This is a genomic window from Sphingomonas daechungensis (assembly GCF_014489495.1).
GTDB lineage: Bacteria > Pseudomonadota > Alphaproteobacteria > Sphingomonadales > Sphingomonadaceae > Sphingomicrobium > Sphingomicrobium daechungense.
On record NZ_CP060780.1, the window covers coordinates 184559 to 207866 of the forward strand.

Consider the following 23308-nt stretch of genomic DNA (forward strand, 5'->3'; position numbering starts at 1 on the left):
GGTTTACGGGTCAGTGCGTCTGCAAAATCTCCGGCCGCCCGTAGGCGTACCGGCCCGTAAACGAGACAAAAAAGCGCCAACCACGAAGCGACGTCGCGAAGTCCGAACCGTTGCTGTTCGCCGTGATGGTCATCCCCTTAAGGCTGGCGAAAGGCGACGGACATGTCAATATGGGATCCCTTTCAACGCATTGTCGAAGGTCCGGAACCTGATAAGAGCCGCCGCCATGCCCGAACTCGAAGAGGCTTTCGTGCGGCCCTCCGCACTGATCGAGGCCGCGCGCCGGATCACCGTCAAGGTGGGCTCGTCGCTGCTTGTGGAGCCCGGCGGCAATGGGATCCGGAGTGAATGGCTCTCGCGATTGGGGAGCGACGTCGCAAAATTGCGGAGCGCAGGCAAACAAGTCGCCCTGGTCTCCTCCGGGGCCGTAGCCCTTGGTCGGCAACACTTGTCTCTCAAGCGTTCGCCGAAGCTCGCCCTCAAGCAGGCAGCCGCAGCGGCAGGCCAGCCGCTGCTGATGCAGGCCTGGGACAAAGCACTCGCGCAATTTGGGATCCCGACGGCGCAGCTGTTGCTGACTCTCGATGACACGGAATCGCGCCGGCGTTGGCTCAATGCCAGGGCGACCATGGAAGTGCTGCTCGGGAACGGAGCCATTCCGGTCGTGAACGAGAACGACACTGTGGCGACCGAGGAACTTCGCTACGGCGACAACGACCGGCTGTCGGCAAGAGTCGCGCAGATGATCCAGGCGGACCTGCTCATCCTCCTCTCGGACGTCGATGGCGTCTACACCGGCGACCCGTCGCGAGACCCGTCGGCAGAACATATGCCACACATCTCCGTCATCACCGGCGAGGTCGAGGCCTGGGCGGGAGGGCTTCCGGCGCCGGGCTAGGCTCGGGCGGCATGCGGACGAAGATCGCCGCAGCGCGGATCGCCCAGAGTTTCGGCTGCGCGACCGTCATCGCTTCGGGACGCGGAGGGCATCCGCTCCGCGCGCTTGGCGATGGCGGTCGCGCAACCGTCATCGATGCGAAAGGGTCGCCCGCGCGCGCCTACAAGCAATGGATCGCAGGCACTCTTGTCCCGGCAGGAAGTGTCAGCGTCGATGCGGGGGCAATGGCCGCGCTATCGGCCGGCAGAAGCCTTCTCCCGGCCGGGGTGAAGGCAGTCGAGGGCACGTTCGAACGCGGCGTTTGCCTGCGCGTCCTTGGATCGGAGGGCCAGGAAGTTGCCCGGGGCATCACCGCCTATACGTCGTCAGAAACTCAGGCGATCCTGGGTCGTCCGAGCAGCGAGTTCGAAGCTCATCTCGGCTACTCCGGTCCTGACGAGCTCATCCATCGCAATGACCTGGTGCTGATGTGAGCATCCATGAACAGATCGCAGCGATGGGTCGCAATGCCCGAGACGCCGCCGACGTCCTTCGCGGTGCGCCTGCCGAACAGCGCAGCGGGGCCATTCGCACAATCGCGGGACGCATTCGCGACCACTCCGAGAGCATCTTGGCGGCAAACGCGGCAGACGTCGCCGATGCCACGGCCCTCGTGGACAGGTTGCTGCTCACCCCGAACGCGTCGAAGCGATGGCGCAAGCGGTCGAGGCCATCGCCCATCTGCCGGATCCGGTTGGCGCAGTCATCGAGCAATGGACGCGCCCCAACGGCTTGGAGATTTCGCGCATTCGCACGCCGATCGGGTAATCGGCATGATCTACGAGAGCAGGCCAAACGTGACCGCCGATGCGGCAGCGATTTGTCTGCGGTCCGGGAATGCCGTCATCCTGCGGTCGGGATCGGAGGCCCTGCGAAGCTCGCTGGCGATCGGGGAAGCGATTGCCGAGGCTCTTTCCGAAGCTGGCTTGCCGACCGGATCCGTCCAGGTCGTACCGACCCCGACCGTTCCGCCGTTGGGTTCATGCTCGAAGGGCTGAACGGTTCGATCGATCTCCTCATCCCTCGTGGCGGCAGGGCGCTTGTCGAGCGTGTACAGAACGAAGCTCGTGTGCCTGTGCTTGGGCACCTGGAAGGCGTTTGCCACACCTATGTTCACGTCTCGGCAGATCCGAAAATGGCCGCGGAAATCGTCCGCAACGCCAAGCTGCGGCGGGTCAGTGTTTGCGGCGCCACCGAGACCTTGCTGATCGACAGCGATGTCGCTCCCGACTGCTTCCGAGCATCGCAGAGGCGCTGGGAGGGTGTGAGCTTCGCGGAGATGAAACCGCGCGAGCAATCGTGCCGATGGCCGCGGCCAGCGACGCGGACTGGCATGCCGAATATCTTGAACCCGTCCTCGCGGTGAAGACGGTTTCAGGTGTCGACGAAGCAGTCGATCACATCCGCCGCTACGGGACCGGTCATACCGAAGCGATCATCGCCGAGGATGCCGAGGCCGCCGAGCATTTCCTCGATCGCGTCGACAGCGCCATCGTCCTTTGGAACGCATCGACCCAGTTCGCTGACGGCGGTGAATTCGGGTTCGGTGCGGAAATCGGCATTGCGACGGGGAAGCTTCACGCTCGCGGTCCGGTCGGGCCCGAGCAGCTGACGACTTTCAAGTATCAGGTCCGCGGAACGGGCCAGATACGCCCCTGATCGGGATCCCGCCGCGGTGCCTTCTCTGGATCCACAGTTAGGAGTTAGGTCACAAATTGTATCCCATTTGTCACTGGACGTTGGAATTCCCCGCGATATCCTCCTTGCGGGTTGACGGCGGCGCATCATCCGTGCATTTTTGGGATCCAATGCAGAACAGCGTGACCTCAACTGCCGCACTTGCGCTCGACAGCGCAGCGGTTTTGCACGCCCAACGCACGATGATGATGATTACGACGATTATGACCACGCGCATGCGGGGCGTGACCGGCTGATAACCATCTAAACAAGGTTTCATCCGACCCGCTCCCCGAACCAGGCGAGCGGGTTTTTTTATGCCGAATTCTGACCGATCGAAAGCGAGCAAGAGATGTCCAGGCCAGACGATAAGCCGGAGGTGCAAGCGAAGCGCTTGTGCGTTCTGAAATTTGGAAGCTCTGTCCTCGAACGTGAGGAGGACTATCCGAAGGTCGTCGCCGAGATCTATCGCCACGTTCGTGACGGGGAAAAGGTCGTCGCGGTGGTGTCGGCCCTCGCCGGCGAAACGGATGCGCTCCTGGCCCAGGCGCACCGCGTCGGCGGAAATGCCGCTCCGGACGGGCTGGTTGCCCGGCTTGCGCGGTCGGTGAACTTCAATCCGCGGCACTTCTGTCTCTAGCGCTCAGCAAGGCAGGACTGCGGGCCTGCACACTCGACCCGCACGAGATGGCGTTGGTTGCCGAGGGGTCCCCGCTCGACTCCAATCTCGCCGGCCTGGATTCGGAATCCGTTTGGGCCCGGATCAATGAAAATGACGCGGTCGTCGTCCCCGGTTTCATCGCCGATCACGCCGAGCATGGGGTCGTGACTTTGGGCCGGGGCGGAACCGATCTCAGTGCCGTCTTCTTCGCCGACCGTCTCAACGCCCACCGGGTCCGCCTGGTGAAGGACGTGGACGGCGTTTACGATCAAGACCCGCCCGGAATGCGCGTGCGGAACGCTTCTCGCAAATGAGCTACGCGGAAGCGGAAGAAGCGAGCAGCGGCCTGATCCAGGTCAAGGCGATCCATGCCGCGGACGAGAAAGACGTCCTGATCGAAGTCGCGGCCTTGGGGTCACTCGAAGCGACCACGATTGCCCGCTTGCCGGCCGCGAAATCCTGCCCTCCCGCTCGGAGCGGCTCAAGGTCGCATTGCTCGGCTGCGGGTCGGTTGGAGGCGGCGTGCTCCAGCTTCTGCTTGCGCAGCCGGAGCTGTTCCAGGTCGGCCCGGTGCTCGTTCGCACTCCCGTCCAGCACAACGAGAATGTCGTTTTCACTCAAAGCCTCGATGACGCGCTGGCGGACGATCCCGACGTTGTGATCGAGCTGGTCGGCGGTACCGAGCTGGCCGCCGACGCAATCCATTCCGCACTGGCGCGCGGAGCGCAGGTCGTAACCGCGAACAAGGCCGCTTTAGCTCGTCATTGGGACTCGCTTCATGCCTGTGCGGCGCGGCACGGTGGCGGTCTCCGCTTCTCGGCCGCGGTCGGTGGCGGTGCCCCGATCATCGAAACGCTACGGCGAATCACGGGTGGTGTCGTCTCCGTCGAGGGCGTGATGAACGGCACCTGCAACTATCTGCTCAGCCGCCTCGCCGAAGGTTGGACCTTCGAGGACGCGCTCAGGGCGGCGCAGAGGCTGGGCTTTGCCGAGGCGGATCCAACGGCAGACGTCGATGGTCACGATGCCGCCGACAAGCTCACCGTCCTCGCACGTGAAGCTTTCGGAATCGCACTTCAGCCCGCGCTGGTGCCCAAAGCGTCATTGAGTGACCTCCAACCTCGCGCAGCGCTGGAAGCCTTGGAACGCGGCGAAGTGCTCAAACAGGTCGGTCGCGTGCGGCTTTTGCCGGATGGCTCGGTCGAGGCGGAAGTTCAGCTTGCATCATTGCCGCTGGACCATCCGCTGGCAGCTGCGCGCGATGAAGAAAACCGCTTCCTTGTCACCGATTCCGCAGGCAACGTGCACGATGTCTTCGGCAAGGGTGCAGGTCGGTGGCCCACAGCGACAGCAGTATTCGCGGACGTGATGGACGCGCAGCGGGCGTTGCTCGGCCGTCGCCCCGTCGTGGGCGAAAAATCCGTGCGGCTAAGGGCATAGCGCAGATGATCCGCCAAGCCGCCAGCGCCAGCGCTCCGGCCAGCATCGGCAACGTTGGGGTTGGATTCGACATTCTCGGCCAAGCGTTCGAAGCAGCACATGACGTGGTCACTGCGGTTCGTGACGAACGGCCCGGAGTCCACCTCGTCGACGTCAGCGGCCTGGTCAGCTCACTTCCGGACGATACCGCGTCGAATACCGCCCTCGCCGCTGCAGACGCCGTGTTGAAGTCGGTCGGATCGCCGTGCGGGTTGCGGCTGTCGATCGTCAAGGGCGTGCCTCTTGCTGCTGGAATGGGCGGGTCTGCAGCGTCGGCCGTCGCCGGAGCAGCCGCTGCCAATGCCGTGCTTGGAGAGCCATACTCGCTCGGCGAACTCCTGCCCTTCGTCCTGGAGGGCGAACGGGTCGCATCGGACCCGCCTCATTGGGATAACGTCATGGCCAGTCTGCTCGGCGGCTTGGTGCTTGCCGCGCGGGAGGAGCCTGCCCTCATTCAACGGGTGCCAGTGCCCGACGGTGTGACATCGATCGTGCTTCACCCGGAGGTCAAGATCGAAACGCGCATGGCGCGATCCATCCTCGGATCTGAGGTACCTTTGAAGGTCGCAGTCGAACATGGTCGCCGGGTCGCATCGTTCATCCTGGGATGCTCGACCAATGATTTCGATTTGCTGCGCTCCGGTTTCGAGGATGTCCTTGTCGAGCCGCAGCGGCAGCACCTCTTGCCTTGCTTCAACCAGGTAAAGGCAGCCGCACTCGGTTCTGGAGCCTTGGGCTGCTCATTCTCTGGTTCGGGGCCGTCCGTGTTCGCCTGGGCCGTCGATGCAGACGCCGATGCGGTTGAGAATGCTTTGTCCATGGCCTTCGCGGATGCCGATGTCCCTGCGCGAGCGTATCGCGCACCCGTGTCTTCCGGCGGAGTGAAAGTCACTTTCAGTGACGAAGCGCTGGCAGCGGCATGAAGTTCGTCAGCACCCGAGGCCAGTCGCCTGCAGCAACGCTATCGGAAGCCCTTCTGAGCGGTGCCGCACCTGACGGCGGCCTTTACATGCCCGAGGTGCTTCCGAAAGCCGAACTGGACTTGCTTAATCCTGATGAGCCACTGGCAGAGTTCGCGGCGCGCCTCTTGCGACCTTTCTTTGCCGGCGACGAACTGGAGCCGCATCTCCGATCGATTTGCGAGCAATCCTTCGATTTCCCGATTAACCTCGTCGTCCCCAATCTGGCCAAACCGCAGTTCCACGCGCTGGAGCTGTTCAATGGACCGACCGGGGCGTTCAAGGATTTCGGCGCGCGATTCCTGATGAATTGCTTCGAGCGGCTTGCCGGGCGCGGACCCCTGACGGTTCTCGTCGCAACCTCTGGTGATACCGGCGGCGCAGTTGGGTGCGCTGCCGACGGACGCAAGTCGGTTCGCACTGTTATCCTGTTTCCGAAAGGGCGCGTCTCCGCTTTCCAGGAGCATCAGCTGACATGCTGGGGCGAAAACGTCACGGCGATCGAAATCGAGGGCGATTTCGACGATTGCCAACGGCTCGTGAAAGCCGCCTTCTGCAACCCGGCGCTGTGTGCCGAGCATCGATTGACATCCGCCAATTCGATCAATTTCGGAAGGCTGTTGCCCCAGCTTGCCTATGTCGCGCACGCGGCTTTGGCCAGGTTCAAGGCTACAGGCATGAAGCCCGGTTTCGTGGTTCCCAGCGGCAATCTCGGACACGGCTTCGCGGTACTCATGGCGAAGGCGATGGGCCTGCCGATCGGTCCGATCGTACTCGCCACCAATGCGAACAAAACGCTCAAGGACTGGCACGACAAGGGGCGCTACCAGCCTCGCGCCTCGGTCCAGACGCTGGCCAACGCCATGGACGTCGGCAATCCCAGCAACTTTGAGCGCCTGTCCGCGCTGGGTGTACAGCCGAGCGAACTCAGGGTGGAGCTGGTCACCGACGGTCAAATCCGGACACGGATCAAGGCTGTTTACGAAACGAGCGGTTACGTCGCATGCCCACATACGGCGACGACGTTCGAAGCCTGGTGGCGCTTGCCGAAAGACGAGCGCTCGGATCGCGACTGGATCGCCTTGGCGACGGCACATCCCTACAAGTTTGCGGACATGGTCGAGCCCCTGATCGGACGCGAAATCGAACCGACGGCGGCGCTTGCGAGCATTCTCAACCGGCGGACCTACAAGGTTCGAAGCGCGCCCGAGCTGGACGATCTTGCGCAGGTCCTCGAGGGGTCCGCCCTAATGGGGCAGCGTCACTGCGCCATGTGAAGCGGAGCCAACGAGCGCTGCATATTTGGCAAATGCCCCGTCGATTCAGGCGATACGAGCCAATCGTTCGCGGCACGGGACGATAGGTCGGCAGTAGTTTCGACTACGCGCGAGTTCACGTCGATGACGATGCTGTCGCCGGTCTCGAGCAGTGCAATCGGACCTCCTCGCGCGGCTTCGGGCGAGATGTGGCCGACCATGAAACCGTAGGTTGCGCCGGAGAAGCGGCCATCGGTGATCAGCGCCACTGAGTCACCCAACCCTCGGCCCTGGATAGCGGCGGTAACGCCGAGCATCTCCCGCATGCCGGGGCCGCCGACAGGACCCTCACCGCGGATCACAACGACGTCGCCGGGCTCGATCAGTCCGTGCGTCACAGCGTCGAACGCAGCCTCTTCGCCGTCATAGACTTTTGCTGGTCCTTCGAACCGAAGCTTCCCGTGACCAGCGAGCTTCACGACGCAGCCCTCCGGCGCGATGTTGCCGTAGCAGATGCCGAACCCGCCTCGCTCCTTGATAGGCGCATCAGCGGTGACGATGACTTCCTGGCCTGGCGTCTCATCAGCATCGCGGAAATGATCGAATAGCGATTTGCCGGTAACCGTTGGAGCGTCGGAGATCAGTCCGGCTTCCATCAGTCGACGCCCAGTAACGCCGTTCCACCCGCGGCGCTCATGTCGGGCGCCATGAAGCGTCCGCCCGGCTTCAAATCGGCGATGACGGGGGTGGAGCGGGAAACCTCATCGAAGATATCGATGTTGAACGCGCTCTCGGAAATGCCGGCCTCTCGGGCGATCGCCAGCAGGTGCAGGACAAGGTTGGTCGATCCCGCAGTTGCTGTTCCCGCAACCGCTGCGTTTCGCAGGCTCTCGGCCGTGATGAAGCTTCTCGCATTGCGCCCTGCGCGCAGTGCCTCGAGCGCCAACCTGCCCGCTTCGACGGCAGCCTCCCTCTTGTCGGGGTGAACGGCGGGAATATCGTTCAGACCCACCGGCGACAGGCCAAGGAAGCTCATTGCCAATGCCATCGTATTGGCCGTGAACTGACCTCCGCAAGCGCCGGCGCCCGGACAGGCCGCCTGCTCGACCGTCTGCAACTCCTGATCGCCGATCGCGCCCGCGCTGTGCGCCCCGACTGCTTCGAAAACGTCCTGGATGGTGATCGCCTTGGGCCCCAGGTGACCAGGCATGATCGAGCCGCCGTAAAGTACGACACTCGGCAAATCGAGGCGAGCCGCTGCCATAGCTGCAGCCGGAATGGTCTTGTCGCAGCCGACGATGAACACGACGCCGTCTAGCGAGTGGCCCCGAACGGCAAGTTCCGCGGAGTCCGCGATGACTTCGCGGCTCATCAGGGACGCACGCATGCCACGCGTTCCCATGGCAATACCGTCGGTTACGACGATCGTATTGAACTCGATCGGGGTCCGCCCGCCTCTTCGATCCCGCGAGCGGCATGCTGGGCCAGATCGCGCAGGTGCATGTTGCACGGCGTTACGGTCGAAAAGCTGTGAACGATCGCGATCAGCGGCTTCGAAAGCGCTCTCGCATTGAAACCGGCAGCGTGAAGCATTGCTCTCGCCGGGGCACGCGACGGCCCTTCGACGACTTCGCGCGACGGCAAACCCTTGGAACTCATGGCTGAACCTGTAGCATTTTGGATACAATTGTCCCTCTCAAGCACGGTCCGGCGGACAAGAAAAGCAGCAATTCCGCCTCTAACAGGCCAATTTGCTCTTGCTAGCCGTGTCGCGATGCAGCATAACAATGATCAGATTGGATCCCAAAGTGGGGGTCCTGATTGGGGCGGTTCGATCGATGCTTCTGAATTCGAAGCTCATTGCGAACGACTTTACGGACACGTCGATCGACGTGCGCCTCAACGTGCTTACGATCGTACTTATTACCCTTGATAGGGGAGCGGGCTAGGGTTCCGAACGGTCCAATCGGATCAGGAACCAAGACCCCGCTCCCCAACCCGGGAGCGGGGGTTTTCTTTTGCGGAAAGGAAATCTCGAGTGGAACGGGTCTACAGCAACGACGACGCCAGGCCGGAAGTCCTCAAGGGCTCAAGGATCGCGGTAATCGGCTATGGCAGCCAGGGCCGCGCGCATGCGCGCAACCTTCGCGACAGCGGTTTCGACGTCGTGGTCGGCGCCCGAGCGGGGGGCGGCGCATCACAACGTGCGACGGCAGATGGCTTTCGCGTAGTGTCTCCTTCCGATGCGGCACGTGAGGCGCAGCTCGTATGCCTGCTCACCCCAGACATGAGTCATCGCGAAGTCTACGCCCGCGATATCGAGCCGAACCTGTCGCCCGGAGATACCCTGCTGGTCGCTCACGGTTTTTCCGTGCTGTACGGCGAGGTCAAGCCGCGCGCCGATCTCGACGTGGTGCTGGTTGCGCCGAAAGGCCCCGGCGATCTCGTTCGTCGCGAATTCGAAATTGGGAGAGGCGTCCCGAGCCTGTTCGCCGTCTACCAGGACGCGACAGGCTCGGCGCGCGACAAGGCGCTGGCCTACACATGGGGTAATGGCGGCACGCGCGCCGGAGCCATCGAAACCACCTTCAAGGAAGAGACCGAGACCGACCTGTTCGGCGAGCAAGCCGTGCTGTGCGGCGGTGCGACCGAACTGGTGGCGTCAGGTTTCAAGACCCTCGTCGACGCCGGCTACAAGCCCGAAGTCGCCTATTTCGAATGCCTCCACGAGCTGAAGCTGATTGTGGACCTGATGTACGAGGGCGGTTTCCAGAAGATGCTGCACTTCGTGTCCGAGACAGCCAAGTACGGCGACTTCGTATCCGGCCCTCGTGTGATCAACGACGAGACCCGCGAGCGGATGAAGGAAGTCCTGTCCGACATTCAGGACGGAAGCTTCGCTCGCCAGTGGATCGCCGAGAACCAGGCCGGCAAGCCCGAATATCAGCGGATGTGGGACGAAGATCTCGCCCAGCCGATCGAGCAAGTCGGCGCCGAGCTGCGCAAGAAGATGGCGTGGCTTCGCGGCGAGAAGGAGGCCGATCCGCAGCCCGCTCCGCAAGCGCAACCGCAAGCGGCATAAGATGAGCAGCGCCGCCCAAGCCTCGCCATCGCCGCAGCCGCTGCCCGTTTCAGGGGCGCGGCTGGTCGTCGAGGCCCTCGAACGCGAAGGCGTCAAGCACGTCTTCGGTTACCCGGGCGGCGCCATTATGCCGGTGTACGACGCACTGACCGGTTCGTCCCTCCAGCACATCCTGGTCCGCCACGAGCAGGCCGCCGCTCTCGCCGCCGATGCCTATGGTCGCGTCACCGGCCGGCCCGGCGTCTGTCTTGCTACGTCCGGTCCGGGGGCGACCAATCTCGTCACCGGCATTGCCAACGCCTTCCTGGACAGCGTCCCTATGGTTGCGATCACCGGCCAGGTCGGCTCGCCGCTAATGGGCACCGACGCGTTCCAGGAAGTCGACATCTTCGGGATCACGCTGCCGATCGTGAAGCACAGCTTCATCATCCGGAACACTGCCGACATCCCGAGGATCTTTGCCGAGGCGTTCCGTATTGCGAGTTCCGGTCGGCCGGGGCCCGTTCTCATCGACCTTCCGAAAGACGTAGGCGTCCTGACGGCGAATCCGGAACCGTTCGAACTCCCCGACGAGCCTGCAGCTCCACTGGACGAAGCCTCGATTGCCCTCGCCAACGCGCTGATCGCTGAGGCGAAGGCACCCGTCATCTACTTCGGCGGGGGCGTCGCAATCGCCCGCGCCGAGCGCGCGCTCCGTGACCTTGCCCAGCGGATGGGAGTCCCCTCCGTCTCAACGCTGAAGGGCCTCGGCTGCATCCCCTCGGACGAGCCGAATTACCTGGGCATGCTTGGCATGCACGGGGCGCGCGCCGCTAATATTGCGATCGACAATTGCGATTTGCTGATCTGCGTCGGCGCCAGGTTTGATGACCGCGCGACAGGCAAGCTCGATAGCTTCGCCGCCCGCGCGAAAGTCATCCACATCGACGGCGACGCCGCTGAGATCGGCAAGCTGCGCGTTCCGGAGGTTGGGCTGGCCGGCGACGTTTCATCGATCCTTGGCCGCCTCACGGCTGTCCCCAAGATTGCGGATTGGGCCCAGCAATGCCGGGCTCAGAGGAAGATGTGGGCCCCGCGCTATGATGCTCCGGGCCAGGGCATCTACGCTCCTGCACTGCTGAAGGAGCTTTCCGAAGCGGCGGGCGACAAGGCGATCTTCACTTGCGACGTCGGCCAGCACCAAATGTGGGTTGCCCAGCACTGCCAATTCAGCCGCCCGCAAGCGCACCTGACCAGCGGCGGTCTCGGCACGATGGGCTACGGCGTTCCCGCCGGCATGGGCGCGGTGCTCGCCGAACCCGACGCGACCGTCATCACCGTGTCCGGCGACGGTTCGTTCATGATGAACGTTCAGGAGCTGGCGACGCTGCGCCGATATCGCCTGCCACTGAAGATCGTCCTGATCGACAATTCCCAGCTCGGCATGGTTCGCCAGTGGCAGGAGCTGTTCTTCGAAGAGAACTTCTCGGAGATCGACCTCAGCGACAATCCCGACTTCTCGGAAGTCGCGCATTCGTTCGGGATCGAGGCCTTCACGATCGATCATCGCTCGCAGGTCGGACCGGCGATCCAGCGCCTGCTTCGCACCAGCGGCCCGATCCTGTTGCACGTCCGGATCGACCCGCGCGAGAACGTCTGGCCCCTGGTCCCGCCCAACAGCTCCAACGTCCAGATGATGGAGAAGGGCTGGTGACCGAGCGCCTGACCGTCGAATTCACGCCGGCCGAGGGAGCCGTCATCCGCGTTCTCGGCGTGGTCGAGCGGCGCGGATACGTGCTGCGCGGGCTGTCCATGAAGGAGAAAGCCGACACGGCGTCACTCGTGATCGACGTCGAGCCCCGTGAGGCGAGCCGACGCGTGCCGGTCTTGGCTCAGCAGCTCGCGCGGCTGGTCGATGTTCGTTCCGTTTCCCTCGCAGCCCGCGACGCAGGATCGCTCGCATGACCCAGGTTCGCATCTTCGACACGACGCTTCGCGATGGCGAGCAGGCGCCTGGCTTCTCCATGACGCCCGAAGCCAAGCTGCGCATGGCCAAGGCCCTTGCCGCGCTCAAGGTCGATGTCATCGAGGCAGGCTTTGCGGCCGCATCCCCCGGCGATGCTCAATCGATCATGGAGATCGCTGGTACGATCGAGGGCCCAGTCATCTGCTCACTGGCCCGGGCCGTACGCGGTGACATTCTGGCGTCGGCCAGCGCCTTGGCACCTGCTCCACGCAAGCGCCTTCACCTATTCCTCGGCACCAGCCCGATTCACCGCGAAGCCAAGCTTCAGATGACGCGGGACCAGGTGCTCGAGGCGATCCGTACGTCGATCGCCTTTGGCCGGGACTATTTCGACGACATCGAATTCTCTGCGGAAGACGCAATCCGCACCGAGCGCGAGTTCCTGGCCGAGGCGCTATCGCTGGCGGCCGCGGAAGGCGCGACAACGCTGAACGTGCCCGATACCGTCGGCTACACGACGCCCGAAGAGACCTACGATCTTTTCCGCTTCCTCGACGGCGCCGTCGATCGCCCGAAAGGCATGATCTTCTCCACCCATTGCCACGACGACCTCGGGATGGCGGTCGCCAATTCGCTGGCTGCGGTCCGCGCAGGGGCGCAGCAGGTCGAATGCGCAGTGAACGGCATCGGCGAACGCGCGGGGAATTGCGCACTTGAAGACGTGGTGATGGCGCTGCGCACGCGCGGCAACCTCTACAACGCGACCACCAACGTCGACACGACCAAGATCATGGCGGCCAGCCGGACGCTCTCGCAGATCACCAACACGCCGCCGCCGCGCAACAAGTCCATCGTCGGCGCAAATGCCTTCGCTCATGAAAGCGGGATTCACCAGCACGGCGTGCTCCAGAACCGCGAGACGTACGAGATCATGAAGCCGGAGGACATCGGCCTCTCCACGGAAGGCATCGTGCTCGGCAAGCATAGCGGGCGCCACGCACTGGCAGCCCGTGCCAAGGCGCTCGGATACATGCTTGAAGGCGAACAGCTCGACGAGACTTTCGCCGCGTTCAAAATCGTTGCCGACGAGGTCGGGACCGTCGACACGGCACGCCTGGTCGCTCTGCTTTCCGAGGCGCAGACGCATCGGCCGCAGGACCTGTGGAAGCTGTCCAAGCTCGATATCCGGGCGCCTCTCTCCGTGAGCGCCTGGCCCGTGGTTCGCGTGGAGCTGGAGCATGGCGAACGGGGGCGCGTGACCGACATTGCCAGTGCTCCTGGAGCACTCGATGGAGCCTTTGCGGCGGTCAGCCAGATGATCGGCGTCCCCGCGCGCGTCGACAGCCTGGAGATGCAGTACATCGCGGCCGATCCCGATCAGGATGCGCCCGATGGACAGGGCGCCAGCGTGCTCGTCGAAATGACCATTGAAGTGGACGGAGAGATCTTCGCCGGTCGTGCTCGTTCTCGCGACATCCTGCCCTGCTGCGTCTCGGCCTACATCGACGCCGCCAGCAACGCGCAGGCGGTTCGCGACCTGCGGGAAATGAACGCCAGGAAGGATCAGGCCGCGTGATTAACATCGTTGTTTTGCCCGGCGACGGAATTGGCCCGGAAGTTACCGCCCAGGCGGTAGCCTGCCTGACCGAGCTCTCCGCCGAGCGCGACCTTGGCCTTCGCTTCTCCGAACACGATTTCGGCGGCGTGGCGATCGATCGCCATGGCCTGCCCCTCCCGGAGGCCACACTCGAGGCATGCCGCAACGCGGACGCGGTCATCCTTGGCGCGGTCGGCGGCGACAAATGGAACGACGCGGCCGAGCGCCCTGAGGCAGGGCTGCTGAAGCTCCGCGAAGAGCTGGGCCTGTTCGCCAACCTCCGTCCCGCTCGCGTGCTGGAAGCACTCCAGGACGTCTCGCCCCTGCGCCCGGACATTTCGAAGGGCGCGGACATCCTCATCGTCCGGGAGCTGACAAGCGGCATCTATTTCGGAGAGCGCAGCTCTGCCCATGACGCAGCGTCGGACGTCTGCTCCTACACTCGCGAAGAGATCGAGCGGATCGCGCATGTCGCGTTTCGTGCAGCCGAGCATCGGCGGCACAAGGTCACCTCGGTCGACAAAGCGAACGTCCTCGCCACCTCCAAGCTCTGGCGGGAGACGGTGACCGAAGTCGCCAAGTCCTATCCTGGCGTCGAGCTGGAGCACATGTACGTCGACGCCTGCGCGATGGTGCTGATCACCAATCCGCGCCGCTTCGACGTCATCCTCACCGAGAACATGTTCGGCGACATCCTTTCCGATGAGCTGTCGGTGATCGGCGGATCGATCGGACTGCTCGGATCGGCCAGCGTCGGCTCCGGCGGACCCGGGCTGTTCGAGCCAATCCATGGCTCTGCACCGCAGATTGCGGGCCTCAACGTCGCCAATCCCGCCGGAGCCATCGCCAGCGCCGTGATGATGCTCGAAGAACTCGGATTGGGCGACAGCGGACGACTGCTTGCCTCCGCGCTGGAGACCACATTGCTGGAAGGCTGCCGCACGAGTGACCTCGGCGGCGATGCCAGCTGTTCCGAGTTCGGTGAGCAGGTCCGCGAAAACCTGCGCGACTGCCTTTCCCGAAGTGGCGCCTATCGCGAGTTGTTCGCCATGAACCGAGGCCTGTGCGCGTGACCGATCGCCCGCGCACCCTCTACGAGAAAATCTGGGACGCGCATGTGATCGAGCGGCGCGAAGACGGCACGTGTCTGCTCTACATCGACCGGCACCTTGTCCACGAGGTCACCTCTCCTCAGGCGTTCGAGGGACTCAGGCTTGCTGACCGCAAGCTGCGCCGGCCGGACCTCACTTTGGCGGTGGCGGATCACAACCTGCCGACCACGCCGCGCGTGAAAGGCAATGGCGGACCCCTGCTGATCGAGGATCCGGCGAGTGCCGCCCAGCTTGCGGCACTCGAAGAGAATGTCGCGGAGTTCGACGTTCCATATATCGATGCCATCGCGGCCGAGCAGGGGATCGTGCACGTCGTTGGGCCCGAGCAAGGCTTCACCCTTCCGGGCACCACGATTGTCTGCGGCGACAGTCACACGGCTGCACACGGAGCGCTCGGCGCCCTCGCCTTCGGTATCGGCACCAGCGAGGTCGAGCACGTCCTCGCCACGCAGACCCTGCTAATGAAGCCGTCCAAGACGCTGGAAGTCCGGGTCGACGGTGAGCTTGGGTTTGCTGTCACACCCAAGGACCTGATCCTTGCCATCATCGCCCGGATCGGTGTCGCCGGTGGCGCAGGCCATGTGATCGAATATCGCGGCAGCACCTTTTCGGCGATGAGCGTCGAAGGCCGACTGACGGTCGCGAACATGTCGATCGAGGCTGGCGCGCGCTCCGGACTCTTCGCCCCGGACGAGAAAACATTCGCCTACTTGAAGGGCCGGCCCATGGCTCCGCGAGGCGAGGCATGGGACCGTGCAGTCGCGTGTTGGCAAGAGCTGAAGACCGACGAAGGAGCTAGCTTCGACCGTTCGGTCCAGATCGATGCCAGCCATGTCGCGCCGACCGTCACGTGGGGAACCACGCCCGAAGACGCACTGCCAATCACGGCCAGCGTTCCGTTTCCCGATGGATTTGCAGGAGCACAAAGGCGCGAGGCGGCGCGCAGGGCGCTCGATTATATGGGGCTCCATCCGGGCCAGCGGCTCCAGGACATCTCGATCGAGCACATCTTCATTGGCAGCTGCACCAACAGCCGCATCGAGGATCTTCGCGCGGCCGCGGCAGTGATCAGCGGACGCAAGGTTCACGACCGCATCAAGCAGGCGCTGATCGTGCCAGGCTCGGGTCTCGTGAAGAGACAGGCCGAGGCGGAAGGTCTTGACCAGATCTTCACCACGGCCGGCTTCGAGTGGCGCGAGCCCGGCTGCTCGATGTGCCTGGCAATGAATCCTGACAAGGTGCCATCGGGCGAGCGCTGCGCCTCGACATCCAACCGGAATTTTGTCGGCCGTCAGGGACCGGGAGCACGGACGCACCTCATGTCACCTGCGATGGCTGCTGCCGCCGCCGTGACCGGAAAGCTCACCGATGTCCGCGACCTCGTCGGCAATGTCGGGGAGCTGGCGGCATGATCCCGTTCACTCGCGTCGAGGGCCGCGCCTACGCCCTCCCGCTAAGCAACGTCGATACTGACCTCATCATTCCGGCCGAGCATTTGAAGACGATCCGCCGTTCCGGCCTTGGCGGTCACGCGTTCGAAGTTCTCCGCGCGACCTCTGGCAACGTCTTTGACGATCCCGCGAACGAACGCGCGCCCATCCTCATCGCGCTGGACAATTTCGGCTGCGGCTCGAGCCGCGAGCATGCCGCCTGGGCCCTCGCCGACCTGGGGTTCGCGCCGTCATCGCGCCGAGCTTCTCGGATATCTTTGCCGGCAACGCCTTCAAGAACGGCATCGCTGCGGTGGAATTAGCGCATTCCGCCGTCGAAGCATTGCTTCGATCCGCCCCTCAGCACAGCATTTGCGTCGACTTGGACCGGCAGGAAGTGACTTCGTCGGCAGGCGATCATTTCACCTTTTCCATGGATCGATTTCGGCGTGAATGCCTGCTCGCCGGACTCGACGAAATTGCCCTGACGCTCACGCACGAGACGGCGATCCGGGCCTATGAGCAAAGAGTGGGAATCTGACGTGGTAAGAGCGCCAGAAAAGCAAGGCCTGTACGACCCATCCAACGAGCATGACTCGTGCGGCACCGGCTTCATCGCCAATATCAAGGGCGATAAGTCGAATGACATCGTCCGCGACGGCCTGCAGATCCTCGCCAACCTCGACCATCGTGGCGCCAAGGGTGCCGATCCGCTCGTCGGCGATGGCGCTGGCTGCCTGATCCAGATCCCCGATGAGCTCTTCCGCGACTGGGCAGGCGAACGCTCGGTCAACCTGCCTCCGCCCGGCGACTATGCGGTCGCCATGTGCTTCCTCCCGCAAGACGAGGAGGCACGCGATGTCGCCATTGCCCGTCTTGAGCGTTTCATCGAGATCGAAGGACAAATCCTTCTCGGCTGGCGCGAGGTGCCGACCGATACGGCCGGTCTCGGTCAGGCCGTGCTGGAGTCCATGCCGGTCATCCGCCAGGCCATCGTCGCACGCGGCCCCGCGCCGCGGACCAGGACGCCTTCGAACGCAAGATCCTCACCATTCGCAAGCAGACTCAGAACCCGCTCCTGGAACTAGCCGAGAAGCGTGACCTGCCCGGCCTCGCCGATTTCTACATCCCAAGCTTCTCGACACGGACGATCGTCTACAAGGGCTGCTGCTCGCGACCCAAGTCGGCACTTTCTATAAGGACCTCGTCGATCCGCGCTGCAAGTCGGCGCTGGCGCTGGTCCACCAGCGCTTCTCGACCAATACCTTCCCGAGCTGGAAGCTGGCGCACCCGTATCGGTTCATCGCCCACAACGGCGAGATCAACACGGTTCGCGGCAACGTGAACTGGATGAACGCCCGCCGCCGTACGCTGGAATCGCCACTGCTCGGCGCCGACCTCGACAAGATGTGGCCGCTGATCCCTCACGGACAGTCGGACACGGCCTGTCTCGACAATGCTCTCGAGCTGCTGATCGCCGGGGATACTCGCTCTCCCACGCGATGATGATGCTCATTCCTGAGGCATGGGCGGGCAATGCGCTGATGGAATCGAAGCGGCGCGCCTTCTACGAATATTACGCCGCGCTGATGGAGCCGTGGGACGGTCCCGCGGCCATCGCCTTTACCGACGGACGGCAGATCGGCGCCACGCTCGACCGCAACGGCCTGAGGCCCGCGCGTTTCTGCGTTACCGACGACGACCGCGTGATCATGGCGTCGGAAAGCGGCGTGCTTCCGATCCCGGAGGTAAACATCGTTCGCAAGTGGCGGCTACAGCCGGGCCGCATGCTTCTGATCGACCTCGATGAAGGCCGCATCGTCGAGGACGAAGAGATCAAGTCCCGTCTTGCCGCCGAGGAACCCTACGGTGACTGGCTTCGCGAAACCCAGTTTAAGCTGGAAGACCTGCCCGCCAATTTCGAGTCCGCTCCCTCATCGAGGGAGGACATGGAAACTGCACGCAAGTCATTCGGCTACACCGAAGAAGACCTGAAGTTTTTCCTGGAGCCGATGGGCAAGGCCGGTGACGATCCGGTCGGATCGATGGCACCGACACGCCGCTCGCCGCTTTGTCGGATCGCCCGAGGCTTGTGTACGACTATTTCAAGCAGAACTTCGCACAGGTCACGAACCCGCCGATCGATCCCATCCGCGAAGCGATGGTGATGAGCCTCGTATCGATGATCGGGCCGCGACCGAACCTGCTCGGACACCACGCTGGCACGCACAAGAGATTGGAGGTCACGCAGCCAATCCTGACCGACGAGGATCTGCACAAGATCCGCGGCATTCACGACGTACTGGATGGCGCTTTCCGTACGCAGACCCTCGACGCCACTTGGGCGGGCGGCACCGGCCAGGCGCTGGAGGCCGCGCTAAAGCGGCTGTGCTGGGAAGCGACAGAGGCCGTCCTCGCCGATATCAACGTGCTGGTCATTACAGACCGAACCGGCGGCAAGGACCGGGTGCCAATCCCGGCAGCGCTGGCGACGGCGGCGGTGCATCATCACCTGATCCGCCAGGGCCTGCGCATGCAGACCGGGCTAGTCGTCGAGACGGGTGAAGCCCGCGAAGTGCACCATTTTTGCGTGCTCGCCGGCTACGGCGCCGAAGCCATCAACCCTTACGTAGCCTTCGCGACGCTGGAGGAGCTGCGGCAGGAGCGCGAGCTCGAGCTTTCTGCCGAAAAGGTCCGTGCCAATTACATCAAGGCGATCGGCAAGGGCATGCTGAAGGTGATGTCCAAGATGGGCATCTCCACCTTCCAGTCTTACTGCGGAGCGCAGATCTTCGACGCCGTCGGACTGTCGAGCAAGGTCGTCGACCAATATTTCACCGGCACCGTAACGATGATCGAAGGCGTGGGCCTCGACGAGATCGCGGCGGAAACGACTGCTCGTCACCAGCGTGCGTTTGGCGACACGGATGCGATCGACGTCGGCGGAATCTACGCGTGGCGCGTCAACGGGAGGCGCATGCCTGGAACCCTGAGACGGTCGCCAACCTGCAGCACGCGGTGCGCGGCAACCTGCCGGACAAGTACCGCGATTTTGCGGCGGGCGTGAACGACCAAAGCCGCCGGCTGCTGACGATCCGCGGCCTGCTCCAATTCAAGCCGGCCGGCCCAGCGGTGCCGCTGGAAGAAGTCGAAGCGGCGAGCGAAATCGTGAAGCGCTTCGCAACCGGCGCCATGAGCTTCGGCTCGATCAGCCGCGAGGCGCACACGACGCTGGCGATCGCCATGAACCGGATCGGCGGCAAGTCGAACACCGGTGAAGGCGGGAGGAGCGCGACCGCTTCACGCCGCTTCCGAACGGCGATTCCATGCGGTCTGCGATCAAGCAGGTGGCCTCGGGCCGCTTCGGCGTGACGGCCGAGTATCTGGTCAATGCCGCCGAGCTGCAGATCAAGGTCGCGCAAGGCGCAAAGCCCGGCGAAGGCGGTCAGCTTCCTGGCCACAAGGTCGACCGGCACATCGCGGCGGTTCGTCACTCCACTCCAGGCGTCGGCCTCATTTCACCTCCGCCCCACCATGACATTTATTCGATCGAGGATCTCGCCCAGCTCATCTTCGACCTCAAGAACGTCAACGAGCGCGCTCGTGTATCGGTGAAGCTTGTTTCGGAAGTCGGCGTCGGCACCGTCGCGGCGGGTGTTGCCAAGTGCAAGGCGGATCACGTCACCATCTCCGGCTACGAAGGCGGAACTGGCGCATCGCCGCTGACCTCGCTGACGCATGCCGGCCTGCCGTGGGAGATCGGCCTTGCCGAGACCCAACAGACCCTGGTGCTCAACCGCCTGCGTGGACGGATTGCGGTTCAGGCCGACGGCGGCCTGCGCACCGGGCGCGATGTCGCCGTCGCGGCGTTGCTCGGGGCCGACGAGTTCGGCTTCGCGACGGCGCCGCTAATTGCGGCGGGCTGCATCATGATGCGCAAGTGCCATCTCAATACCTGCCCAGTCGGTGTGGCGACGCAGGACCCGGTGCTTCGCGCCCGGTTCACCGGCACGCCCGAGCATGTCATCAATTACTTCTTCTTCGTTGCGGAAGAGCTGCGCGAGATCATGGCTTCGCTTGGCATCCGCAGGCTGGAGAACATGATTGGCCGCACCGATTTGCTCGATCCGAAGCGGGCCGTCGATCACTGGAAAGCTCGTGGCATCGATCTGAGCAAATTGCTCTACGCTCCCAAGTCCCAGGGCACGGCAATCTGGAACTCGGAGCGCCAGAACCATAGCCTCGAGACCTCGTTCGATCGCGACCTGATCGCGGCGGCCAAGCCGGCGCTCGACAGCCGCAAGCCCGTGGTGATCGAGCGCGACGTCCGCAACGTGAACCGCAGCATAGGCACGATGTTGTCCGGTGAGGTCGCTCGGCGCTTCGGCCACGAAGGCCTGGCCCCCGACAGCATCGTCGCGCGCCTCAAGGGCACCGCCGGTCAGAGCTTCGGTGCCTTCGTCGCACATGGAGTGACGCTGGAGCTCACGGGCGACGGCAACGATTATGTGGGCAAAGGCCTGTCGGGCGGGACGCTGATCGTCCGCCAGCCCGAGCAGGTTGACCGCGATCCCGCGAACAACATCATCGTCGGCAACACCGTCCTCTACGGCGCCATTGCGGGGCAGGCTTTCTTCCAGGGGTCGCGGGCGAGCGCTTCGCGGTTCGCAATTCGGGCGCCATCGCGGTTGTGGAGGGCGCCGGCGACCACTGCTGCGAGTACATGACCGGGGCGTGGTTTGCGTGCTGGGGCCCGTCGGCCGCAACTTCGCGGCGGGGATGTCCGGGGCATCGCCTACGTCTACGATCCCGATGGCCAGCTCAAGAATCAGTGCAACCTCGACAGCGTCGAGCTCGAGGGCATCGCCCCTGCAGGCACCTCATGGGCGAAGGCGCTCCCTCGCCCGCGACAACAAGCGTCGGCGACAACGGCATGGGTCATCCGATGCGCTACGACGCGGAGCGCGTGCGCATCCTGCTCGAACGTCACCGGCAGGCGACCGGGAGTGCCAGGGCGGCCGAGCTGCTCGCGGACCTGCCGGACGCGCTGCTGCACTTCGTCAAAGTCGTTCCAACCGAATACCGGCGCGCGCTGGCGGACCTCGAGTCCGTCGCCGTCGCCGCGGAGTAGAGTCTGATGGGTAAGCCGACCGGATTCCTCGAAGTCGAACGCCAGGATCGCAAATATGCGCCAGTTGCCGAGCGCGTAACGAACTGGCGCGAGTTTACGCAGGAGCCGGGCGCGGAAGCCGTTTCCAAGCAGGCCTCTCGTTGCATGGATTGCGGCATCCCATTCTGCCACTCGGGCTGCCCGGTGAACAACCTGATCCCGGACTGGAACGACCTCGTCTACAAGGATGACTGGCAGGCGGCGATCGAACGGCTGCACCAGACAAACAACTTCCCGGAAGTCACCGGCCGCATTTGCCCCGCGCCATGTGAGGCAGCGTGCACGCTCAACATCGACGACGTACCGGTGACGATCAAATCGATCGAGGGCGAGATTGCCGACCGTGCCTTCCGAGAAGGCTGGATAAAGCCGCAATGCGCGCCTCGCGGAACCGGGAAGCGCATTGCCATCGTCGGCTCCGGCCCTGCGGGGTTAGCCTGCGCACAGCAGCTGGCGCGCATGGGCCATGCACCGACGGTGTTCGAGAAGTCGGACCGTATCGGCGGTCTGCTTCGCTACGGCATCCCGGATTTCAAGCTAGACAAGTCCGTCATCGACCGCCGCATGGAGCAGATGGAAGTCGAAGGCGTCATCTTCCGGACGAACATGGAAGTCGGCGTGACCGTGTCGGTCGAGCGGCTGCTGGACGATTATCACGTCCTCGTCCTCGCTGGCGGCGCCGAGCAGCCGCGCGACCTCCCAGTGCCGGGCCGCGAGCTCGACGGCGTCCATTTCGCGATGGATTTCCTCAGTCAGCAGAACAAGCGCAACGCCGGCGACGCGGAGGAAAAGGCCGCTGCCGGAGGCACGATCAGTGGGCACGGCAAGCATGTCGTCGTGATCGGCGGCGGCGATACCGGTTCCGATTGCATCGGTACCTCCTTCCGTCAGGGCGCGGCTTCGGTGACGCAGCTCGAGATCCTGCCCCAGCCCCGCTCCACGAGAACAAGGCGCTGACCTGGCCCAATTGGCCAATGAAGCTGCGGACGTCTTCGTCGCAAGAAGAGGGCGCCGAGCGCGAGTTTTCCGTAGTGACCACCGCCTTCGTCGGTGAAAGCGGACAGGTTCAGGCTCTGCAGTGCGCTCGCACCGAAATGGTTTCAGGTCCGGACGGGCGGATGACGATCCAGCCGGTCGCCGGCACGGAGTTCGAGATCAAGGCGGACCTCGTCTTGCTGGCGATGGGTTTCTTGGGCCCGCGCAAGGCCGGCGCGGTCGACAGTTCGCAAGTCGAGCTCACGCCTCAGGGCAATGTGAAGGCGGCGATGACCGACTATCGAACCAGCGGTGATCGCATCTTCGCATGCGGTGACATGCGCCGCGGACAGTCGCTGGTTGTCTGGGCCATCCGCGAGGGCCGCGATTGCGCTGAAGCGGTCAATGCCTTCCTGACCGCGGAGCAGAAGGCCGAACCGGTACTGGTGCGCTCGGCCTAGACCTCCGTCACCGGATAGGCCGTCGTGTACTTCACGCGCTCCATGGCAAAGCGCGACGTCACGTTCTTCAGCGGGACCATCGCGATCAGGCGCTGATAGAAGGAATCGACCGCTGCCATGTTCGGCACGGTGATGCGCAGCATGTAGTCTACGTCCCCGGCCATGCGGTAGATTTCCATCACTTCCGGCATTTCCGTGACCGCCGAAGCGAAGCCGTCGAGCCAGTCCTTCGAATGGTCCCCCGTCTCGATCTCAACGAAGACCGTGAGGCCAAGGCCGAGGGCGTCCGGATCGACCAGCGCCACCCGCTTCGTAATCACGCCAGCGTCCTGCAGCTTTTGAATCCGCCGCCAGCACGGCGTTTGCGACAGGTTCACCTGCTTCGCGATGTCCGCCACCGACATGGACGCATCGTCCTGAAGGATGGCGAGGATCTTGCGGTCGGTCGAATCCATCTGATGCTTCAGCTAATTGTGGAAGATTATTCTACATTCTTCACGTTCCTGTGCAATCTCAGTTTTTTCTTCGTACCTTCCGTTGAAGCTTAAGACTCCCTATGTATCTCGG

The 23308-nt window shown here is 63.8% G+C and carries 20 protein-coding genes and 6 pseudogenes; 22 read left to right on the top strand and 4 right to left on the bottom strand.

Annotated elements, in window-relative coordinates; all coding sequences use genetic code 11:
- Nucleotides 1–226 precede the first annotated feature (226 nt).
- The 3 genes and pseudogenes from proB (at nucleotide 227) to H9L15_RS00980 (ending at nucleotide 2596) form a co-directional block, all read left to right on the top strand.
- Nucleotides 227–898 (top strand): glutamate 5-kinase, encoded by a 672-nt coding sequence (proB, locus tag H9L15_RS16545; protein WP_223276376.1) that lies wholly within the window; start codon nucleotides 227–229, stop codon nucleotides 896–898.
- Between the two features lie 11 nt (nucleotides 899–909).
- Nucleotides 910–1371: a PUA domain-containing protein gene (locus H9L15_RS16550; RefSeq protein WP_223276377.1), complete on the top strand. Its 462-nt coding sequence runs from the start codon at nucleotides 910–912 to the stop codon at nucleotides 1369–1371.
- Between the two features lie 23 nt (nucleotides 1372–1394).
- Nucleotides 1395–2596 (top strand): annotated as a pseudogene (locus H9L15_RS00980) (glutamate-5-semialdehyde dehydrogenase).
- Between the two features lie 70 nt (nucleotides 2597–2666).
- On the opposite strand, the gene H9L15_RS00985 reads toward H9L15_RS00980, so the two are convergent.
- Entirely contained in the window at nucleotides 2667–2963 is a 297-nt protein-coding gene (locus tag H9L15_RS00985; protein ID WP_187714868.1) for a hypothetical protein, read from the bottom strand.
- Nucleotides 2964–2966: 3 nt separating this feature from the next.
- On the opposite strand from H9L15_RS00985, the gene H9L15_RS18335 reads away from it, so the two are divergent.
- The 5 genes from H9L15_RS18335 (at nucleotide 2967) to thrC (ending at nucleotide 6990) form a co-directional block, all read left to right on the top strand.
- The gene (locus tag H9L15_RS18335; RefSeq protein WP_187714869.1) at nucleotides 2967–3254 is read left to right on the top strand and encodes an amino acid kinase family protein; all 288 of its coding nucleotides are present in this window, start codon (nucleotides 2967–2969) and stop codon (nucleotides 3252–3254) included.
- Nucleotides 3245–3589, top strand: a complete 345-nt coding sequence (locus H9L15_RS18340; protein ID WP_187715733.1) for an amino acid kinase family protein — start codon at nucleotides 3245–3247, stop codon at nucleotides 3587–3589. Before H9L15_RS18335 ends, H9L15_RS18340 begins: the two co-directional genes overlap by 10 nt.
- 208 nt (nucleotides 3590–3797) lie before the next feature.
- Nucleotides 3798–4715 carry a homoserine dehydrogenase gene (locus tag H9L15_RS01000; protein ID WP_262984857.1) on the top strand — a complete coding sequence of 306 codons (918 nt, stop codon included), beginning with the start codon at nucleotides 3798–3800 and terminating at the stop codon, nucleotides 4713–4715.
- A gap of 5 nt (nucleotides 4716–4720) precedes the next feature.
- The gene (locus tag H9L15_RS01005) at nucleotides 4721–5677 is read left to right on the top strand and encodes a homoserine kinase (RefSeq protein WP_223276378.1); all 957 of its coding nucleotides are present in this window, start codon (nucleotides 4721–4723) and stop codon (nucleotides 5675–5677) included.
- Nucleotides 5674–6990, top strand: coding sequence for a threonine synthase (gene thrC / locus H9L15_RS01010; protein WP_187714871.1), 1317 nt, complete (start codon nucleotides 5674–5676; stop codon nucleotides 6988–6990). Before H9L15_RS01005 ends, thrC begins: the two co-directional genes overlap by 4 nt.
- Here the strand turns inward: thrC and H9L15_RS18345 are convergent.
- Together H9L15_RS18345 and H9L15_RS18350 are read right to left on the bottom strand one after the other, a co-directional pair.
- A complete protein-coding gene (locus H9L15_RS18345) occupies nucleotides 6975–7625 on the bottom strand; it encodes an IlvD/Edd family dehydratase (protein WP_262984858.1) in 651 nt (216 codons plus the stop codon). The genes thrC and H9L15_RS18345 overlap by 16 nt on opposite strands.
- Nucleotides 7625–8628, bottom strand: a pseudogene (locus H9L15_RS18350) (dihydroxy-acid dehydratase domain-containing protein). Before H9L15_RS18350 ends, H9L15_RS18345 begins: the two are co-directional and overlap by 1 nt.
- Nucleotides 8629–9007: 379 nt before the next feature.
- On the opposite strand from H9L15_RS18350, the gene ilvC reads away from it, so the two are divergent.
- From ilvC to H9L15_RS01060, 14 genes and pseudogenes are all read left to right on the top strand, one after another.
- A complete protein-coding gene (gene ilvC / locus H9L15_RS01020; RefSeq protein WP_187714872.1) occupies nucleotides 9008–10051 on the top strand; it encodes a ketol-acid reductoisomerase in 1044 nt (347 codons plus the stop codon).
- 1 nt (nucleotide 10052) lies between these two features.
- Nucleotides 10053–11744, top strand: coding sequence for an acetolactate synthase 2 catalytic subunit (gene ilvG / locus H9L15_RS01025; protein WP_187714873.1), 1692 nt, complete (start codon nucleotides 10053–10055; stop codon nucleotides 11742–11744).
- On the top strand, nucleotides 11741–11995 hold the full coding sequence (locus H9L15_RS01030) for an ACT domain-containing protein (protein ID WP_187714874.1): 255 nt from the start codon (nucleotides 11741–11743) through the stop codon (nucleotides 11993–11995). The genes ilvG and H9L15_RS01030 overlap by 4 nt, the downstream gene beginning before the upstream one ends.
- A complete protein-coding gene (locus H9L15_RS01035) occupies nucleotides 11992–13572 on the top strand; it encodes a 2-isopropylmalate synthase (protein WP_187714875.1) in 1581 nt (526 codons plus the stop codon). The genes H9L15_RS01030 and H9L15_RS01035 overlap by 4 nt, the downstream gene beginning before the upstream one ends.
- A complete protein-coding gene (gene leuB / locus H9L15_RS01040; RefSeq protein ID WP_187714876.1) occupies nucleotides 13569–14666 on the top strand; it encodes a 3-isopropylmalate dehydrogenase in 1098 nt (365 codons plus the stop codon). Before H9L15_RS01035 ends, leuB begins: the two co-directional genes overlap by 4 nt.
- Nucleotides 14663–16117, top strand: a complete 1455-nt coding sequence (leuC, locus tag H9L15_RS01045; protein ID WP_187714877.1) for a 3-isopropylmalate dehydratase large subunit — start codon at nucleotides 14663–14665, stop codon at nucleotides 16115–16117. Before leuB ends, leuC begins: the two co-directional genes overlap by 4 nt.
- Nucleotides 16114–16400, top strand: a pseudogene (locus H9L15_RS19990) (3-isopropylmalate dehydratase small subunit); the annotation flags it as partial. The gene leuC and the pseudogene H9L15_RS19990, both read left to right, overlap by 4 nt.
- A gap of 277 nt (nucleotides 16401–16677) precedes the next feature.
- Nucleotides 16678–17223 (top strand): hypothetical protein, encoded by a 546-nt coding sequence (locus H9L15_RS19995; RefSeq protein WP_398286450.1) that lies wholly within the window; start codon nucleotides 16678–16680, stop codon nucleotides 17221–17223.
- Nucleotides 17187–18303 (top strand): annotated as a pseudogene (locus H9L15_RS20000) (hypothetical protein). The gene H9L15_RS19995 and the pseudogene H9L15_RS20000 overlap by 37 nt, the downstream one beginning before the upstream one ends.
- Nucleotides 18228–19202 carry a glutamate synthase central domain-containing protein gene (locus tag H9L15_RS20005; RefSeq protein WP_398286452.1) on the top strand — a complete coding sequence of 325 codons (975 nt, stop codon included), beginning with the start codon at nucleotides 18228–18230 and terminating at the stop codon, nucleotides 19200–19202. Before H9L15_RS20000 ends, H9L15_RS20005 begins: the two are co-directional and overlap by 76 nt.
- Nucleotides 19154–19507, top strand: coding sequence for a glutamate synthase-related protein (locus tag H9L15_RS20010; protein WP_398286454.1), 354 nt, complete (start codon nucleotides 19154–19156; stop codon nucleotides 19505–19507). Before H9L15_RS20005 ends, H9L15_RS20010 begins: the two co-directional genes overlap by 49 nt.
- Nucleotides 19462–20828 (top strand): annotated as a pseudogene (locus H9L15_RS20015) (glutamate synthase-related protein); the annotation flags it as partial. The gene H9L15_RS20010 and the pseudogene H9L15_RS20015, both read left to right, overlap by 46 nt.
- A gap of 189 nt (nucleotides 20829–21017) precedes the next feature.
- Nucleotides 21018–21266, top strand: a complete 249-nt coding sequence (locus tag H9L15_RS20020) for a hypothetical protein (RefSeq protein ID WP_398286980.1) — start codon at nucleotides 21018–21020, stop codon at nucleotides 21264–21266.
- 6 nt (nucleotides 21267–21272) lie between these two features.
- Nucleotides 21273–22741: pseudogene (locus tag H9L15_RS01060) on the top strand (glutamate synthase subunit beta).
- Here the strand turns inward: H9L15_RS01060 and H9L15_RS01065 are convergent.
- A complete protein-coding gene (locus tag H9L15_RS01065; RefSeq protein ID WP_187714878.1) occupies nucleotides 22738–23196 on the bottom strand; it encodes an Lrp/AsnC family transcriptional regulator in 459 nt (152 codons plus the stop codon). The pseudogene H9L15_RS01060 and the gene H9L15_RS01065 sit on opposite strands and share 4 nt — an antisense overlap.
- Nucleotides 23197–23308 lie beyond the last annotated feature (112 nt).

What these genes read in the sequence shown, in the direction of transcription:
- proB (WP_223276376.1), top strand. Translation starts at nt 227, where the DNA reads ATGCCCGAACTCGAAGAGGCTTTCGTGCGGCCCTCCGCACTGATCGAG.
- H9L15_RS16550 (WP_223276377.1), top strand. Translation starts at nt 910, where the DNA reads ATGCGGACGAAGATCGCCGCAGCGCGGATCGCCCAGAGTTTCGGCTGC.
- H9L15_RS18335 (WP_187714869.1), top strand. Translation starts at nt 2,967, where the DNA reads ATGTCCAGGCCAGACGATAAGCCGGAGGTGCAAGCGAAGCGCTTGTGC.
- H9L15_RS01005 (WP_223276378.1), top strand. Translation starts at nt 4,721, where the DNA reads ATGATCCGCCAAGCCGCCAGCGCCAGCGCTCCGGCCAGCATCGGCAAC.
- thrC (WP_187714871.1), top strand. Translation starts at nt 5,674, where the DNA reads ATGAAGTTCGTCAGCACCCGAGGCCAGTCGCCTGCAGCAACGCTATCG.
- H9L15_RS18345 (WP_262984858.1), bottom strand. Translation starts at nt 7,625, where the DNA reads ATGGAAGCCGGACTGATCTCCGACGCTCCAACGGTTACCGGCAAATCG.
- ilvG (WP_187714873.1), top strand. Translation starts at nt 10,053, where the DNA reads ATGAGCAGCGCCGCCCAAGCCTCGCCATCGCCGCAGCCGCTGCCCGTT.
- H9L15_RS01035 (WP_187714875.1), top strand. Translation starts at nt 11,992, where the DNA reads ATGACCCAGGTTCGCATCTTCGACACGACGCTTCGCGATGGCGAGCAG.
- H9L15_RS20020 (WP_398286980.1), top strand. Translation starts at nt 21,018, where the DNA reads ATGGGCGAAGGCGCTCCCTCGCCCGCGACAACAAGCGTCGGCGACAAC.
- H9L15_RS01065 (WP_187714878.1), bottom strand. Translation starts at nt 23,196, where the DNA reads ATGGATTCGACCGACCGCAAGATCCTCGCCATCCTTCAGGACGATGCG.